The following is a 15,590-nucleotide window of genomic DNA, read 5'->3' on the forward strand; positions in this document are numbered from 1 at the left end:
CTGTTGGATATTTTTTCCTCATCTCTTACCTCAATATTCTTTCTTTATATACTACGTATTCCTTGGTTTGTGGACAACCTCTCAAACGTTTGAATCCTTTGATATAATTGCTATATTTTTTCCCAATTAACTCTGGTGTCCAATTTATATCCGCATCCCACCATAGCTTTACGTGAGGTGTTTCTAACCATTTTAATAACAGTAAAAAATGTTCTTCTTTCAACGCTTCAAATGTGATATTTTTATTCATTAATTGAAAATCTCAAATGTTACTACCATTTCTGTTAATCCTGTCTCTAATTGCCAAGTTCATTGAAATTGACATTTCCGTACCTAGTTTTCCTGATATGGTGCGCTATTTTAACGTATCAGAAGGAACAATTCAATTAACTATTGCTTATAATTTCCTAGGCTTTTGCATAGGAGGGTTGTTTTTCGGTCCATTGTCTGAATGCTATGGCAGAAGAAGGATTATGATCATAGGCAACACTTTGCTACTCGTCGGCGCTGTTGGTTGTGTTTTTGCACCGTCGATTTTTTGGCTTTTAATCTCTCGCTTTGTTCAGGGCATTGGTGCCAGCACATCTGTAGTTGTGTTTGCAATCGTTGCAGACAGCTATAAAGGTGACGAAGCGGTGAAATTTATTGGAATCATGAATTCTGTTCTTACAGTTGTCATGGCAATTGCGCCAGTGTTAGGCAGTTTCATCAATGAAATTGTAGGATGGCGTGGTAATTATGCAACTGTTGCAATACTTTGTTTAATCTCTTGGGTTTTGCTGCTTTTAGCGTTACCAGAAACAAAAAAGGACCGCGATATTTTCAGCTTAAAAAAAACGATGAAAGATTACAGAAAACTACTATCTAATCCGAGGTTTGTTACGTTGTCTTTGATGTCAAGCCTCTTTTCTGCCGCTTATATGTCATTCATCACTTGTGGACCTTTTCTGTATATGAAGACTTTTGGTTTATCTAGCACTATTTATGCACTACATCAAGGTGCAATAGTTGGGTGCTTCTCACTCATCAGTCTATTTGCTGGCAAAATCTTGCAGAAACTTGGAGCAATAAAGTGTGTAATTTTTGGTACGAGCGTGGGTGCTATTGGGTCTCTATTGCTTGTAATATTCAGTATAATTGTACCCCACTCTTTCTACTTAGTAACACTGTCTATGATTATTTTTTCTATCGGTTGTGCAATTTGCCAGGCAGTAGTTTTTAATGCATCATTAAATGTTTTCCCTAAAATTAAAGGTACGGCTTCTTCTGCACTTTCGTTCATTAGAGCTTTTATCATGGCTATTTTTATCGGCTTAACAAGCTACATTTACAATGGTCAAACAATTAGTGTAGCTGTTCTTGTTCTATCCGCGATAGTACTAGAACTTGTTTTTACTGTCTATCTATTGCGTTTAAAAGATCCTATGTAATTAATAAAGATATTCCATTGTAGGCTGCTAACTTTCCCCGGCCAATCTTTCTGCTTCATTACGTGAAATTAATGCCTCAATAAACTCATCTAGTTCACCTTCTTTTATAATCTGCTCTAATCGATGTGAAGTTAGATTAATTCTGTGGTCTGTTATTCTTGATTGTGGAAAATTATATGTTCTTATGCGCTCGGAGCGATCCCCAGAGCCAATCTGACTTTTCCTCATTGTTGACCTTTCCATTTCTTTTTTTTGTCTTTCAATTTCGTATAGCCTTGCCCTCAATACTTTGAGCGCTTTAGCTTTATTTTTGTGCTGCGATTTTTCATCTTGCTGTATCACAACTATCCCTGTTGGCAAGTGGGTGACCCTTACTGCGCTGTCAGTTGTATTCACTGATTGCCCTCCAGGACCACTGGATCTATAAACATCTATGCGTAAGTCTTTTTCTTCTATTTTAAAGTCAACTTCTTCTACTTCAGGTAATATCGCAACAGTAGCGGCAGAGGTATGCAACCTTCCTGAGGATTCAGTTTCTGGCACTCTCTGTACTCTGTGCACCCCTGATTCAAATTTTAACCTTGCAAAAACTTCTGTTCCATTAATGAGTGCAGAAGCTTCCTTATAGCCACCTATACCTGTATTAGAAATGCTTATTGGCTCGAACTTCCAATTTCTTCTTTCTGCATATTTTTGATACATACGAAATAACATTGCTGCAAATAATGCTGCTTCTTCTCCGCCTGTGCCTGCTCTAATTTCTAATATTGCATTTCTTGAGTCATCTTCATCTTTGGGCAATAATGCTAACTTTAATTTTGCTTTTATTTTTGGTAATAATACCTTGTGCTTTTCGAAGAATTCTTCTTTTGCTAACTCTTTTATATCACCTTCGCTGTTTTCATCTTTCATTATTTCTTCTAAGTCTGAAATTTCCTCTTTCAGCGTGTTATATTCATCAATTATCTTGATTATTGGCCTGAGCTCAGAGTATTCCTTTGAAAGGGTAATGAATTCTTTTTGACTTAAATTGGTAGGATTTTCCAAATTTCTCTCTATATCATTAAATTTTTTCTTTAAGTCTTGTAAATTATTTTCCATATCCATATAGCACAGATCTAGCTAAGTAATATATACTGAAATAAAAAATTTCTTATATCAAGCAATAACACTATAATATATCTACTACCTTCTAGTTGAATATAATGGCAAAACAGATAACATCAAACTGCAATTTCATATTTGGAGCTTCGGACATAAAATCATTACCAAATGAGTCGGCTCCAGAGATTGCGTTTGCTGGTAGATCAAATGTAGGAAAATCCAGTCTGATCAACTTACTGATAAACAGCAAAAAAGCTGCCAGAGTTTCCTCTAAACCTGGATGCACTAGACAAATAAATTTTTACTCTATGTACGATGATAAGTTCAGGCTTGTTGACCTGCCAGGGTATGGCTACTCTCATGCAGGCAAGGAGGAAATTATACAATATTTAAACTTAATTGAGTATTATCTAATTCAAAGAGAAAATCTAAGAAGAGTGTTTGTGTTGATAGATAGCAAGGTAGGATTAAAAGAAATAGACAAAGACTTCATTTATTGGTTAATATATAATAACATTAACTTTAACATTGTGCTAACAAAAATAGATAAAGTAAGTCAAAAAAGCTTAGGTGCTGTTATAGAAGATATTCAAAAATGGATTAATAATGAGAATGTGTCAATTCATCAAATGAGCATCCGTGTTAAGCATAAAATAACCAAGGTAAGAGATGAGTTTTTCAAGTTTACAAGATAAAAAAATGAAGAGTAGTGAATTTTTAAAGGGTGAGGTATCATTTGAACAAAAAGCAGAAATATTACTTGAAGTGCTATCTAACATACCTAGCTTTGTAGGCGAGACTTTTGTCATTAAATGCGGTGGTACAATAATCTTAGATGAAACACTATTTAATACTTTTGTGCATAATGTTGTCTTGTTGAAGCAGCTTGGTATAAATCCGGTAATAATTCATGACGGAGAATATGAAATTAACTCGGTGTTAAAAATGCTGGATATGAACAGTAAGTTTGTGAATGGTATCAGACTTACAGACAAAGACACTATGAAAATCATTGAAATGGCACTGTGTGGTTCAGTTAATAAAAAAATTGTTCAGCATATAAATTCTGCTGGTGGTTCAGCTATTGGATTATGTGGAAAAGATGGTAACTTAATTAAAGCCGAAAAAATAACCGCTACGCTTAGAGAAGATAGATCAAATAATATCGAAAAGATATTAGACATGGGGTTCATCGGTAGACCCACTGAAATTAATCCTGATATATTATTTTTTATTGAAGAATCAGATTTTATACCAGTTATTGCACCAATTGGTCATGGAAAAGATGGGGAAACATATCATATTGATGCCGATAGCACTGCAAGCGCAATTGCAATTGCAGTTTCTGCATCTAAAATGATAATCTTGAGTGACACAGATGAAGAAATAGATAAAATTGGTGGCAGGAAGATATCTGTTAAAAATTTAAATGCATCGATTGATTGTGGGAAAATTAAAGGGGAAAAATTTATTGAAAGGCTTATGGCATACGTTAAAATGACGGAGGAATGTGCTGGAGTTGTTCACATAGTTGATGGTAGAATACCTAACATTATGCTTGATTTATTTACTGAGAATAATTCAAGTATATCGATTGTGAGTGATTTATAGCTATACTGCTTACAACTATACGAATACCAAGAGGGTGTCATTCAAGTAGCTGACACTGGAATGACAGCAATCTACGTCATACCGCAAATGAATCGCGGTATCTCTAGATCCCGCTAACAAGTAGCGGGATGACGGTTGTCAGGGTGTCATCCCAGTGCCCAGACACTGGGATCCAGAAGACTTAATTTCAACCAAGTGGCTGCATAATAAGGACTAGATTCCAGGCTGGAATGACATCATAGGGGCACTGGGATGACAAAAAAAGGAGCACTGAACTTGTCAAGGAATTTTATGGCCTAGCGTCAAGCGCTGGAATGACATCATTTACGATGTAACATTTATCACTTTTGCAGATACAATTTACATGCTATAATTGAGTCTTCATAGATGGTAAATTGGAGTGCAAAGAAGTAAAATTAAAGTAGAAATAAAAAGATTATCACACGGAGAAGACTTGTCTCTTCCATGTTATGCAACTACGCAGAGTGCTGGCATGGATCTTTATGCTGCATTGAATGATTCTGCTGTTTTAAATCCACTTGAAAGATTACTTGTTCCAACTGGAATTGTGATTGCAATACCAAACGGTTTTGAGGGGCAAATCCGCCCACGTTCTGGTCTTGCTGCAAAACATGGAATCACTGTCTTAAATTCTCCGGGCACTATAGACTCTGATTATCGAGGTGAAGTTAAAATTTGTCTAATTAATCTAAGTAATCAGCCATACGAAATAAAAAGAGGAGATAGAATCGCACAAATCCTTATTTCTCCTGTATCTCAGGTAATTTGGGATGACAGAGAAGAGTTCTGCACAGAAGAAACCGGTCGCAATGCAGGGGGCTTTGGCTCAAGCGGCAGGTAGCTTACGAAAAAGCTTGACTATGACAGTTTTTTTATTTAAGCATATTAATATTTGAGGTCGTTTATGCTAACTTCCAAATATTTCAAGAATCATCGTGGTTAGTCCCACAAAACAAACATTGCATTTGTAGCACTTGCTGCTCTGTGTGCCATAGGTGCAATAGTAGCACTTTCAGCACCGCTTTGGAGGTCTTCAACTGCAGCTTTTGCAACTACACCTGAAGCATTTATATTAGCAGGTATTAATATTATGCTGGCTTATTTAGCAATATATACTATTAGCAGAAACAACAAAATATCTGAGTTGAAAGCTCCGAAGATTGTTGTTAATGGTGAAGCAAAATTGCTAGTAACAAAAGAGGTGTATGAGGAAATGAAAAAGGATAACCAAGTTAAAGATAATGCGGAAGAGGATAAATGGTATATAGACTTCAGCTTAAAAGGCGAGAACTACCGTATTGCTGTTGATGGTCAGTTTGATAATGACGAGACGATAGGCAATACTTTACTCTTCAAGATAGGTTCACTAAAAGAGAAAAGCGATGAAGGTAAGTTCGAGGCAGTAAATGAAACAAAGTGGAATAAAACATTAGGTTTAGACAAAGATGGTGCTAAAGAGGTTAACACTTATTTAGGCTCAGTTATTGCTAAACAAGTTGCTCAAGAGAAGAGACTAGACAGCTAAGTATAAAAGAGGTAGATCAAGTCTGCCTCTTTGTTTTTTTTGATTTTCAGTGTTACGCGCATAACTGCATGGATGTTGCGATTCTCAAGGCAACGTATCTGTTTAGATGCATGGCTAATGCTGAAACAAAAATTCCAGTGTTCCCTTTCTTGTTATCCCAGTGCTTGACATATAACTGTACGAACATTCATTTTTGAAGGTAAATTGCACAACAGATGATGTCATTCCAGTGCTTGACACTGGAATCCAGAAATTTTGCTTATAACTGAGCTGATGAGCTAAAGGTAGTTGTCTTACGCTAAAATAAACGTTTTTAATTAAGTTGCATAGAAGCTGGATCCCAGTGTCTGGGCACTGGGATGACACCCCACTGGTGGCCCAAACTACAATGTTCGTACAGTTATGTGCTTGACACTGGGATCCAGATTGGGCACTAAGTTGATAAACACGAAAGCCTTTACAACGTTTTTGATGGAACTGTGCGAAAGGACTGGATCCCAGTGTCGGGGCACTGGGATGACAGGAGATAACGCAAGAAGTCTATTTTTGATGAGGTTACATGGAAGCCAGTGTCAGCTACTCGGATGACACCTTGTGCTTGCTGGTTATAACTGCTAAGGATTTTTATTTAATTTAACTGCATCTTTTGCTTTATCTAATAACCCATTAATAAAACCAATTTCGCTTGGTTTATCAAGCAAATCAGATGCAATGTTAGTATACTCATTGATAACAACTGGAACTGGCGTATCACAATTAGCTAACTCACATATTGCAACGCGCAAGATAGATAAGCTTATAAGATTTAACCGTGAGAGGGACCAGCTTGGGTGTAAGTAAGACTCTATTATTTTATCATATTCTTCACTGCTTTTTATAACCTTATATAACAAATTTTCTAAGAACTGATGTTCAAATTCTTCACATTCAAATATATCTTTCAACTTACTTATGTAGTCCTTAAGCTCAAAATTTTCCAATTTAAAAGTGCTTTTGTTGTAACCTACAAAAATATTTGAATAAGCAATTTGTACGGCAAGAAACCTTGCCGTGCTTCTTTTTATACGCCACTTTTTATCTACCGGTTTTTCCTCCATTACTTTAATTTGTTGTATAAATCTATCATATGCAAAACAGTTGAGGCTGCATGGCCACCAACGTTCTTTTTGTTTTTGTCAGCTCTAATTAGTGCTTTATCTTTGCTGTCAGCGGTAATTACGCCCATACCAAGGGGCATTGCATAATGCATAATAACTTCATTTAAGCCTTCGATTACTCCTTTACAAACGTATTTATAATGATCAGTTTCACCGCGAATCACGCACCCAAGAGCTAAATAACCGTCGTAATTAGCATTTTTACTTTTGACCGCAAAAAGAATTGTAGCTGGTATCTCGAATGCACCAGGAACTTCAATTATGTCATAGCTTACATGACTTTCTTTTAATCTATCAACTGCACCTTCAAGTAAAAGGTTTGCTATTTCAGCATAATAAACCGAATTAACTATTAGTATTTTCGACATTTACTACCACTTTTTTTGTTAAAAACAACTTTATTAATGACTGTTGAATTAAAGTTATAATATTACTAAATATCCAATATATTATCAGGCCGGCAGGAAAAGAAGAAAAAATAAATACAGAAATGTAAGGTAAAAACTTCATAACATTTACTTGAATATCATCTTTATTGGTTTGATCTTTCTCACTTAGCTTCTGCTGAATTATCATAGTAATACCAAAAATTATAGGCAAAATGCCTATAGAAATAGGAAAGTTATAATTAAACAACCCAAATAATGTAAAGATGTTCGTTGGGTCAGGAGCTGAAAGATCCTTAATCCATAAAAAAAAAGGAGCATGCCTCATCTCTATAGTAACAAATAATACTTTATATAGAGCAAAAAATACCGGTATTTGTATTAGCATGGGAAAAATGCTCGACATTGGGTTTACGTTGTTTCTCTTGAACAACGCAATTGTCTCTTTGTGCTGCTTTAAGCTGTCATTTTTATACAACTCTTTTATACGAGTTAATTCAGGCTGCAGGCTTTTCACCTTGAACATCGAAATATATGATCTATTAGATAAGGGAAGCATCAAAAGTTTGATTACTAAAGTGAGCAACAATATTGCTAAGCCAAAATTCTTTAAAACGAAGTTAAAATATTCAAGCAGTAAAAACACTGGCTTGGTTATAAAATAAAGAACACCAAAATCTACAGCTTTATCAAATAAAGGTATATTGAGAGTATCCTTATAAGAATCCAGTAAATTCAACTTTTTTGCTCCAGCAAAAAAATAATTCACATTAGAAGTGCTTGCACCAGGAAGTATACTCTTATAAGACTTAACAAAATCTACTTGAAATTTATCAATATCATTAGCGTTAGTATGTTTAATGCTTACATTTATTTTATCAGATTTTTCAGGTATGATGGCTGTGAGCCAGTATTTATCAGCAAAACCAAACCAATTTTTTTCACTTGTACTTGCTTTTATTAAATGTTTTTTGGAAATATCCTTATATGTCCACTCCTCTAGTTTATTATCAAATGTACCCAGTACTCCTTCATGGGATATCCAATAAGATTCGTTGATATTGTCACGTTTACGGTTGATTTTACCATAAGGAACCAAAACTACATTATCTTTTGTATTGTTTTCAATAATTTGCTCAACCTTAAACATGTAGTTATCGTCGAGGCTAATTTTCATTCTAAACAAAATGCCATTCTCATTATCCCAGAGTAAATTGACCTCTTTTTGATTGAGTTTCTCTGCTTGCCAAACTGCCTTAGAATCTGGAACTTTAATCTTGTTATTCGGATCGAGCCACCCAAATTCTGCGAAATATACATCTTTTGATTCTGCAGGTGACAGTAACACCACTTGTGGAGAAGAAGAACTCGGTTCTAAGTGGTAATTAGTTAAAATTAAGTCATCAAACCTTGCACCTTTCAGAGCAATTGATCCTTTAATCATGTTATTGGTTAAACTAACCCTCTGTTCTCGAGTAGAATTAATAATTTCAGAACGATTTTGGTATATTATAGGAGCAAGGTCGTTAAAAGATTCGATATGTTCAATATTTTCAATCAATGGCTGGTTTTGGTTTGTACTAAAAAAATTATCATAAATAATACGCCAAGACACCATGATTAACATGGAAAGGATAGCTGCCAAAATTAAACTTTTTGCTTCTGACATGAAATTAAATCAAACATATCTTCTTAAAGTGTATACTAAATATTGTACTAAAACAATGAAATTTACTTATTTTTAATAATAACTTTTAACGCTGATCTTTAAAATTTATTTTAATAGCTTCAAATTTTAACAATATGAACGCGGTGAAAAATCTAGTTATTTGGTTGCTAATAATAGCCACTACTGCAATGCTTATTGATTCACAAAGGGACAAACTAAGCGACAGATTTCTCAGTACTTTTTTACCATATAAAGGAAGAATTCAAAATAGTGGAAGTATCGAATTTACGAAATCATACGATGGACACTTTTATATTCAGGCTCAAGTCAATGATAGCAATATAACGTTTTTGCTTGATACTGGAGCAACCGATATTGTTCTATCACAAAAAGACGCATTACATGCTGGTATTAACTTACAAAACGTTCAGGATTTTAAAATATATGAAACTGCGAAAGGTCAAATAAAAGCTGGAGTGGTTCAAATACCTCAAGTTAAAATAGGAAATTTTTTGATTAATGATGTACAGGCAAGCGTTAACACTCATTCTATGTCTCATTCACTACTTGGAATGAGCTTTTTAAGGTATTTTCATTTCACTATAAGAGATAATAAGTTGATATTATACCGCGACTAAATATTCCTATGATCTAAAGCTCTGTAGGTCAATATAGGAGCAGAAATAAATATTGCAGAACAAGTGCCAATCAAAATACCAAAAAAAATGATCAAGCTGAAGTCTTTCACTGCATCTGTGCAGATTAATGCCAAAGGAAGAGCAGCAAGAAGGGTTGTACCCGAGGTTAATATAGTGCGAAATAATGTAGCGTTGATACTTGCATCCACTATCTCACTCATCCGCCCACTTTTACCACTCTTGCAATACTCTCGAATCCGATCGTATATAATTACTGAGTTATTGATTGAATAACCAATGACAGTGAGGAGAGCTGCAACTGATGAAATATTAAACTCAATGCCAGTTAGGCTAATAAAACCAATAGTTAAAATCACGTCATGAATCAGTGCTGTTATTCCACTGAATCCACATTGCCAATTAAATCTAAACCAAACGTAAAAAAATATTCCAACAATCGCGATCAACATGGATAACATTCCTTCAAATATTTGTGTTGAGCTTATTTGTGGGCCAACATAGTCTATTTTACGATAGCTTATTGAGCTCCCCAGCTTTTCTTCTAGTATGCTTTTTATCTTTTTGATTTTATTTTCGTCTCCCTCATCTTTAAAACGCATGACTAAATTATCACCCGCTTTTGAACTCTGCACTGTAAAACCATTTTCTTTTAATGCATCGAGAATAGAGTGATTCTCATCTGAAGATTTTATCTCTATCAAAATTCCGCCTGCAAAGTCTATGCCTAAGTTCACTCCACGCAGCACAACAGTGAGCATTGAAAAGATGATAAGAATAATGCTAACGAGTGCAGTCAAATCCCTATATTTACTAAACTTGATATTGAGGTTATCTGGAATGAGTCTAAGTGCCATGCTATTTACTTAAACTTGAATTTTATATACTTTTCAAAAAATTCACTAGTTTATTTTGTGGTTGTTTGACTATGTAAATTTTTCTGTCAGTTGATTCTTGTCTGTCAATTAAGTTCTATCTAGTGCAAACTTTGCAATTTTGAAGTACATGACAAGAGCAAAATACCGCCAATTTGGCCCATCATTTTATCTCTGCAAGTTCATCCCGCCTTTGCTATGTTAGCAACGCAACCTAAGCTAGGTTCCTTCATAGCAGTGTTAGGTACACTGCCATATCTTTCAAAACTTTTATGCTCTACAGCTTCCTCAACACTTTTTCCTCCTAAAAGACAGTTTTCCCCTAAACTTTTTCCCTTATCTTTTAACTCATTAAGCCTTGCTCTGTTTTCCCCATCAATCTCCACTTTTATTTTATTGCTGTCTTTCTCACTAGGACTTAGATAAATACTTATCTCTCCTACCTCAGTGGTAAAAGACATTTCAATACCACCTTTTGAGACATCCATGTAATTTCTTTTTCCCCCTATTTCTTCTACATTTTCAACTCTTACTATACTTTCTCCAATTTTGAGAATGCCAACTCTTAAATTTAAGTCTTTGACTTTTTCATTGTTTAGGATTTCTGCAACTTCAACAATACTATCTTGCGAGTACTCTATACAAAAATATCTATTATCCTTGTCTACTCCTAATACATTTTGAGTCTGCTTGCTTTTGTTTACAATACTTTCATATGCTAAATTATTAAGTCCTAAAATATTTTTATTCCTTTGACTTAAAATCTCTTTTTCTCTGTAAATACAATTTACATAATTATCGTGATTCTCTTTAGTAAATTTATTTAAAGTTGCACCCTCCGATATTACTTGTAATATCTTTTTCTCCTCTAGAAGTCTAAAATTCTCAGTAGAATCGACCCAATATCGTGCTTGTATTGTATTAATTATATGGTCTACAAAGGACTCGCCGTCTTTATATGGAAAAGTGAACATAATTCCTTGTTCCAGTGCTTGGCTTATAACTTCATCAAGTCTCCCTTTCAACTCCCCAATATCATCTTCTTCACATTCACCAGCTTCATCTGAATCACTAAGGATTTTATCCATTTCTTGCCAAATACTTTCATACTTTTCCTCTTCTGCTTTATTCAGTTCTATTTGGGCTAAAGAAAAAGAATCTTCTTTTATTATGTTTGTGTTTTCATCATGAAAACTCAGATGACTGTAGCGTTTACCACAATCTGTATCATAATGACCAACATCATCATCACCACAGTCCGAACTATCTTCTGAGTTCCCATCACTATCTGACCAATTGTCAACTTTCGGAAATTCTGAGCTTTTCTGTTCACCTTCAAAAGTCTGATTACTACCGTCAGCGCCCTTTGTCAAATTTTCTTTACTTTCACAAGAACCATCTGAACCATAGCCCTCGTTCCCTTTTGGATCTGAATCATCTGGATTACAATCAGAAGTTATTTCTGTATCTTCAGAAATCTGTTGATTATCACTTTCACCTAACAAACCACCATTTGTTGGATTACATACATTTTCTGTATATTTTTGATTATTTTGTGCTTCTATTTTCCTCTTCTTGTACAACGGTTCAAACTGATCAATTTCAATCGATCGTACTCGTTTCCTTGAAGGAAAGTCCTCTGGAATCTGATCCTCATCGTCAGAATTGTGACCTGAATCACAAATTACATGATCATTGCAGGTAGAATTATGCTCTACTGAATCAGTACTTTCAAAAATTTGTGGATTATTACTTCCGTCTGGCAAATTACCTGATAAACCAGTCTGATGATTATTTTCACCTACCCAACCATCAGTTGTTGTTGGAATATATATTCCTGTATATCTTTGGCTATCAAGAGAATCATTAGTTAATTGTACTGCTGTATAAGTTGTCCGGTCATCCTCATCATCGGAACTAATACCTGAATCATGGCCATCACCTTCTTCAATCTTTTGAGTTTCTATATCGTGTTCATCTATTTCGCTCGACGAATCATAGTTGGAAGGGTTATACTGTTGATTAGAACGGTACGTAGTGAAAAGCACTTGACTATGATTATTACTGTTATCACTTGTACAAGAATCATCGGAGTGCTGTAGAGGAGTTTGTGCATTACTTTCAAGAGTTTGACGCCACTCGCTGCAAAGGTCCTTAAAATTGAAAGCAGTGCGTATAACTTTTTCCTTGCCTGATACCCCACCATTCATATTGTATAACCATTACTCACTAATCCCTTAGTGAATATCGTAATATATAGGTCTGTCAATAAAAAAATATAACTTTCTTTGGTTCTAACCTTTGCAAATCAGTATCTATAGCTCGGTAATTTCTCATACGTTGCACTCTGGACCTAGGAGCGTTGTTAATAAATCCACGACAGCTAGACAACCCTTGCTCGTCCACTAGAAGGAAAAGCGGCAAGGAGCGAGCCAAAAGCGATGAGGAAGGATCCAAGCCAGATTATAGACATTCCAGGTTTATAGTGCACTTTGGCTGCGATTTTGCTCTTACTCTTATCAATCTCACCGATTACAACATAAATATCAGAAAATAAATTGTGGTAGATACTGCTTTCAACATTTTTCTGACCTTCCACAAGGTAAAATCTATATTCAGGAGTTATCTCACCCAATATCTTGTTATTCAACAAATTCCTGATATCCATTGTTCCTCTTACTGCATGGAAATTTTTTTCTTTTATTAGCTCAATATTTCGTAAAGTAACTTTAAATTTATTGACTGTTATGCTATCCCCTATTTTTAAGTAATTTTCTTTTTTCTCCTGCCAACCAACTGAATAAGTTATACCAAACACTAGAATTGCCACTCCAGCATGAGCTGCCATCATTGCATAGTAGGATTTAGAAACTCTTCTTGCTAATAAAATTGATTCACCAAATGCTACCTTAAATAAACAAATTCTTTTACTATATGCTTCTAAAACAAAGATTAATAATGCTATGGAGATGGTAATTGATAGCACAATCATTAGCTCCATGTGAAAGATAAACGGCAAAATAGCTGCAGCACTACAGAATGAGAATCTGTATTCACGGAATATTGGCAATAGACTATTTCCCCGCCAACTACAGTATTGCCCGATCATGGTGAGCACTAGAATAGTGAGTGCAATAGGATTAAATAAAGAATTGTAATATGGTGCTCCAACTGAAATTAATTCACCGGTTAAATACTCAAGCACTGTAGGGTATAAAGTGCCAACGAACACAATGAAAAAGGCAGTGATAAATAATAAATTGTTCATCAGCATCATCGTAAGGCGTGAAAAGAATCTTCTACCCTCTGTCACTTGAGTAGCAAGTTTCTTTTCAGATTCCAGTGTCACGCACTGGAATGACATTGCAGATGTGTGATTTTTTCTCGTAAACACTACAAATATTACTAAGCTACTGACTGTAATTACACCAAGTAGAGCTAATATATATAGTCCATATCTTGGGTCATCTGCAAACGTGTGCACTGAAGTGAGTATTCCTGAGCGGACTAGAAATGTTCCAGTTACACTCAAGACAAAAGTTGTAAGCGTAAGTAAAATAGCGAAATTCCTTAAAGTATTGAAATTTCGTACAACGAGCAACAAATGTGTCAGCGCTACTGCAATTAGCCACGGCATCAGAGAAACATTTTCCACTGGATCCCAAAACCAAAATCCACCCCACCCAAGTTCGCGATATGCCCACCAGCTACCTAAGCTGATGCCCAAAGTGAGCAGCGACCAAGAAATAAGTACCCAAGGCCTGACAATTTTAGCCCAAACATTTCCTTCAGTATTTAAAATTAATCCAGCTATAGAGAGCGAAAAAGGAACGCTAAATCCAAGGTACCCCAAATATAATATCGGTGGATGAATAGCAAGGCCTATATCCTGCAATATCGGATTAAAACCCAATCCATCTGTTTCAATGCCTGGCATTTTAGTGAAGGGGCTGGATTCAATTAAAGTGAACAGTAAAAAACAAAAGCAAATCAGCCCATGAGTGATAAGAGATATTTTTTTTAATTTACTACCATTAGTTCGTTCTGGTGTCATTCCAGTGCTTGACACTGGAATCCAGTTTTTATTACACTGCCATTTGATGTACTCATTTGCAATTAAATTGTCTGGATCCCAGTGTCTAGGCACTGGGATGACAGAAGAAGAGGCTGGGATGACAGAGGGGGAAACTGGGATGACAGAAGGTATATAAATATCCATTAGTAATAAATACATGACAAGCACTAATGCCCAAAGCAACATGGACCCTTCTTTATTTCCCCAAACACCACAAATCTTATAGATCAAAGGTTTTGTTGTGTGTGAGTGGTAATATACGTTTTCGAGTGAGAAATCATTTGTAATGTGGCAGTAGATCAAAATAGCCATTGACGCTGATACACAAAAAAATATGGCAGTGGTAATAAACCGACAAGAACTAAGCGGTAAAAACAAATATGTCAAAGACAATAAGCAGGCTAGCAATAGCAATATATTCCCAAGTTCAGGCATAAAAAATTATAGTTTTTATATAAACAATATTACTGATGACAAGTAAGAAGTTAAAGTGTTAATTGACGCTTGCTATTGATGCTAGCCCGTAGTTAGCTGTGCTACTATTAATTAAAAATTAAATATTAAGTCTTTATACTTTTATAGATAGCGTTAATATTGAGGTAACATTGTGGGTACAACTAAGATTAGTAAATTTCCATTTAATATAAAAGGTAAAGTGGCAAAACAACATGCCGAACCAATAATCGAAAAAAATCTCTATACTATTTTGGGATTCAAAGATATAAAAGATATAGAAGATTTTGAAAATAAGACAAGTAAGCTTGTTAATAAAAAAGTTTGGCAATCATTTGTTGACTGCTTTGCAAAAGAAATAGATTATGCAGCAACCGAAAAAGTTGTAAAAAACATCGTTTGTAACATTGCAAAGAGTGATCAAGGTAATGCTTTTACCAAAACTGAACATCTAATATTAAATGAAAAGCAAGATAATAAAAAGAGAGAAAAAGCGATTAGAAAAGCTATTAGTATTTTGAGGAAAATCAATCCAGAAAAAGCCTTTAGAGGTTGTCCACAAACCAGTAAATCAAGCATATTCCCTACTTAACATAACTTTACTCATAGCCAGATATATGAAACTTTC

16 protein-coding genes and 1 pseudogene are annotated in these 15,590 nt (G+C 35.0%); 8 read left to right on the forward strand and 9 right to left on the reverse strand.

Translation table 11 applies throughout. The annotated features are described in order from the left end of the window. Positions 1–79: 79 nt before the first annotated feature. Positions 80–250 (reverse strand): annotated as a pseudogene (locus tag BA053_RS01825) (N-acetyltransferase); the annotation flags it as partial. A gap of 16 nt (positions 251–266) precedes the next feature. On the opposite strand from BA053_RS01825, the gene BA053_RS01830 reads away from it, so the two are divergent. Beyond that, positions 267–1,430: a multidrug effflux MFS transporter gene (locus tag BA053_RS01830; protein ID WP_065106692.1), complete on the forward strand. Its 1,164-nt coding sequence runs from the start codon at positions 267–269 to the stop codon at positions 1,428–1,430. A 27-nt stretch (positions 1,431–1,457) separates the two neighbouring features. On the opposite strand, the gene prfA is transcribed toward BA053_RS01830, so the two are convergent. Further along, the gene (gene prfA / locus BA053_RS01835) at positions 1,458–2,537 is read right to left on the reverse strand and encodes a peptide chain release factor 1 (protein WP_007548640.1); all 1,080 of its coding nucleotides are present in this window, start codon (positions 2,535–2,537) and stop codon (positions 1,458–1,460) included. A gap of 98 nt (positions 2,538–2,635) precedes the next feature. Here prfA and yihA point away from each other — a divergent pair, with 98 nt between their 5' ends. The 4 genes from yihA to BA053_RS01855 all read left to right on the forward strand — a co-directional run bounded on the left by yihA (position 2,636) and on the right by BA053_RS01855 (position 5,691). After that, positions 2,636–3,229 carry a ribosome biogenesis GTP-binding protein YihA/YsxC gene (gene yihA / locus BA053_RS01840; protein WP_010962460.1) on the forward strand — a complete coding sequence of 198 codons (594 nt, stop codon included), beginning with the start codon at positions 2,636–2,638 and terminating at the stop codon, positions 3,227–3,229. Positions 3,230–3,233: 4 nt separating this feature from the next. Then, entirely contained in the window at positions 3,234–4,145 is a 912-nt protein-coding gene (gene argB, locus BA053_RS01845) for an acetylglutamate kinase (protein WP_065106694.1), read from the forward strand. Between the two features lie 400 nt (positions 4,146–4,545). After that, entirely contained in the window at positions 4,546–5,007 is a 462-nt protein-coding gene (gene dut / locus BA053_RS01850; RefSeq protein WP_065094705.1) for a dUTP diphosphatase, read from the forward strand. Between the two features lie 249 nt (positions 5,008–5,256). Beyond that, on the forward strand, positions 5,257–5,691 hold the full coding sequence (locus tag BA053_RS01855) for a hypothetical protein (protein ID WP_245611029.1): 435 nt from the start codon (positions 5,257–5,259) through the stop codon (positions 5,689–5,691). A 114-nt stretch (positions 5,692–5,805) separates the two neighbouring features. Here BA053_RS01855 and BA053_RS07610 read toward each other — a convergent pair whose 3' ends face one another. After that, entirely contained in the window at positions 5,806–6,057 is a 252-nt protein-coding gene (locus BA053_RS07610) for a hypothetical protein (RefSeq protein ID WP_082941394.1), read from the reverse strand. Positions 6,058–6,093: 36 nt separating this feature from the next. On the opposite strand from BA053_RS07610, the gene BA053_RS07160 reads away from it, so the two are divergent. Beyond that, positions 6,094–6,279 carry a hypothetical protein gene (locus BA053_RS07160; protein ID WP_156518002.1) on the forward strand — a complete coding sequence of 62 codons (186 nt, stop codon included), beginning with the start codon at positions 6,094–6,096 and terminating at the stop codon, positions 6,277–6,279. 26 nt (positions 6,280–6,305) lie between these two features. Here BA053_RS07160 and nusB read toward each other — a convergent pair whose 3' ends face one another. From nusB to yidC, 3 genes are read right to left on the reverse strand one after another with little or no spacing between them, the layout of a single operon-like run. Next, positions 6,306–6,788 (reverse strand): transcription antitermination factor NusB, encoded by a 483-nt coding sequence (gene nusB, locus BA053_RS01860; protein ID WP_065094707.1) that lies wholly within the window; start codon positions 6,786–6,788, stop codon positions 6,306–6,308. Next, positions 6,788–7,216 carry a 6,7-dimethyl-8-ribityllumazine synthase gene (locus BA053_RS01865; protein ID WP_065094708.1) on the reverse strand — a complete coding sequence of 143 codons (429 nt, stop codon included), beginning with the start codon at positions 7,214–7,216 and terminating at the stop codon, positions 6,788–6,790. The genes nusB and BA053_RS01865 overlap by 1 nt, the downstream gene beginning before the upstream one ends. Beyond that, a complete protein-coding gene (gene yidC, locus BA053_RS01870; protein ID WP_065094709.1) occupies positions 7,194–8,903 on the reverse strand; it encodes a membrane protein insertase YidC in 1,710 nt (569 codons plus the stop codon). Before yidC ends, BA053_RS01865 begins: the two co-directional genes overlap by 23 nt. Positions 8,904–9,037: 134 nt before the next feature. On the opposite strand from yidC, the gene BA053_RS01875 reads away from it, so the two are divergent. Further along, entirely contained in the window at positions 9,038–9,541 is a 504-nt protein-coding gene (locus BA053_RS01875) for a TIGR02281 family clan AA aspartic protease (protein WP_015588875.1), read from the forward strand. Here the strand turns inward: BA053_RS01875 and secF are convergent. The 3 genes from secF to BA053_RS01890 all read right to left on the reverse strand — a co-directional run bounded on the left by secF (position 9,538) and on the right by BA053_RS01890 (position 14,944). Further along, positions 9,538–10,416 (reverse strand): protein translocase subunit SecF, encoded by an 879-nt coding sequence (secF, locus tag BA053_RS01880; protein ID WP_065094711.1) that lies wholly within the window; start codon positions 10,414–10,416, stop codon positions 9,538–9,540. The genes BA053_RS01875 and secF overlap by 4 nt on opposite strands. Before the next feature lie 200 nt (positions 10,417–10,616). Next, complete coding sequence (locus BA053_RS01885; protein ID WP_065106693.1) at positions 10,617–12,644, reverse strand: hypothetical protein; 2,028 nt, start codon at positions 12,642–12,644, stop codon at positions 10,617–10,619. Positions 12,645–12,817: 173 nt separating this feature from the next. Then, positions 12,818–14,944, reverse strand: coding sequence for a heme lyase CcmF/NrfE family subunit (locus BA053_RS01890; protein WP_065094713.1), 2,127 nt, complete (start codon positions 14,942–14,944; stop codon positions 12,818–12,820). Between the two features lie 172 nt (positions 14,945–15,116). Between BA053_RS01890 and BA053_RS01895 the strand changes: the two genes are divergently transcribed. Then, entirely contained in the window at positions 15,117–15,554 is a 438-nt protein-coding gene (locus BA053_RS01895; RefSeq protein ID WP_065094714.1) for a hypothetical protein, read from the forward strand. The last annotated feature ends 36 nt before the right edge of the window (positions 15,555–15,590 follow it).

This window comes from Wolbachia endosymbiont of Nomada ferruginata (assembly GCF_001675785.1).
Classification (GTDB): domain Bacteria; phylum Pseudomonadota; class Alphaproteobacteria; order Rickettsiales; family Anaplasmataceae; genus Wolbachia; species Wolbachia pipientis.

Excerpts from the sequence above, each read along its gene's own strand:
- BA053_RS01830 (WP_065106692.1), top strand. The coding sequence starts at position 267 with ATGTTACTACCATTTCTGTTAATCCTGTCTCTAATTGCCAAGTTCATT.
- prfA (WP_007548640.1), bottom strand. The coding sequence starts at position 2,537 with ATGGATATGGAAAATAATTTACAAGACTTAAAGAAAAAATTTAATGAT.
- yihA (WP_010962460.1), top strand. The coding sequence starts at position 2,636 with ATGGCAAAACAGATAACATCAAACTGCAATTTCATATTTGGAGCTTCG.
- argB (WP_065106694.1), top strand. The coding sequence starts at position 3,234 with ATGAAGAGTAGTGAATTTTTAAAGGGTGAGGTATCATTTGAACAAAAA.
- BA053_RS01855 (WP_245611029.1), top strand. The coding sequence starts at position 5,257 with ATGCTGGCTTATTTAGCAATATATACTATTAGCAGAAACAACAAAATA.
- BA053_RS07160 (WP_156518002.1), top strand. The coding sequence starts at position 6,094 with ATGTGCTTGACACTGGGATCCAGATTGGGCACTAAGTTGATAAACACG.
- nusB (WP_065094707.1), bottom strand. The coding sequence starts at position 6,788 with ATGGAGGAAAAACCGGTAGATAAAAAGTGGCGTATAAAAAGAAGCACG.
- BA053_RS01865 (WP_065094708.1), bottom strand. The coding sequence starts at position 7,216 with ATGTCGAAAATACTAATAGTTAATTCGGTTTATTATGCTGAAATAGCA.
- yidC (WP_065094709.1), bottom strand. The coding sequence starts at position 8,903 with ATGTCAGAAGCAAAAAGTTTAATTTTGGCAGCTATCCTTTCCATGTTA.
- BA053_RS01875 (WP_015588875.1), top strand. The coding sequence starts at position 9,038 with ATGAACGCGGTGAAAAATCTAGTTATTTGGTTGCTAATAATAGCCACT.
- secF (WP_065094711.1), bottom strand. The coding sequence starts at position 10,416 with ATGGCACTTAGACTCATTCCAGATAACCTCAATATCAAGTTTAGTAAA.
- BA053_RS01885 (WP_065106693.1), bottom strand. The coding sequence starts at position 12,644 with ATGAATGGTGGGGTATCAGGCAAGGAAAAAGTTATACGCACTGCTTTC.
- BA053_RS01890 (WP_065094713.1), bottom strand. The coding sequence starts at position 14,944 with ATGCCTGAACTTGGGAATATATTGCTATTGCTAGCCTGCTTATTGTCT.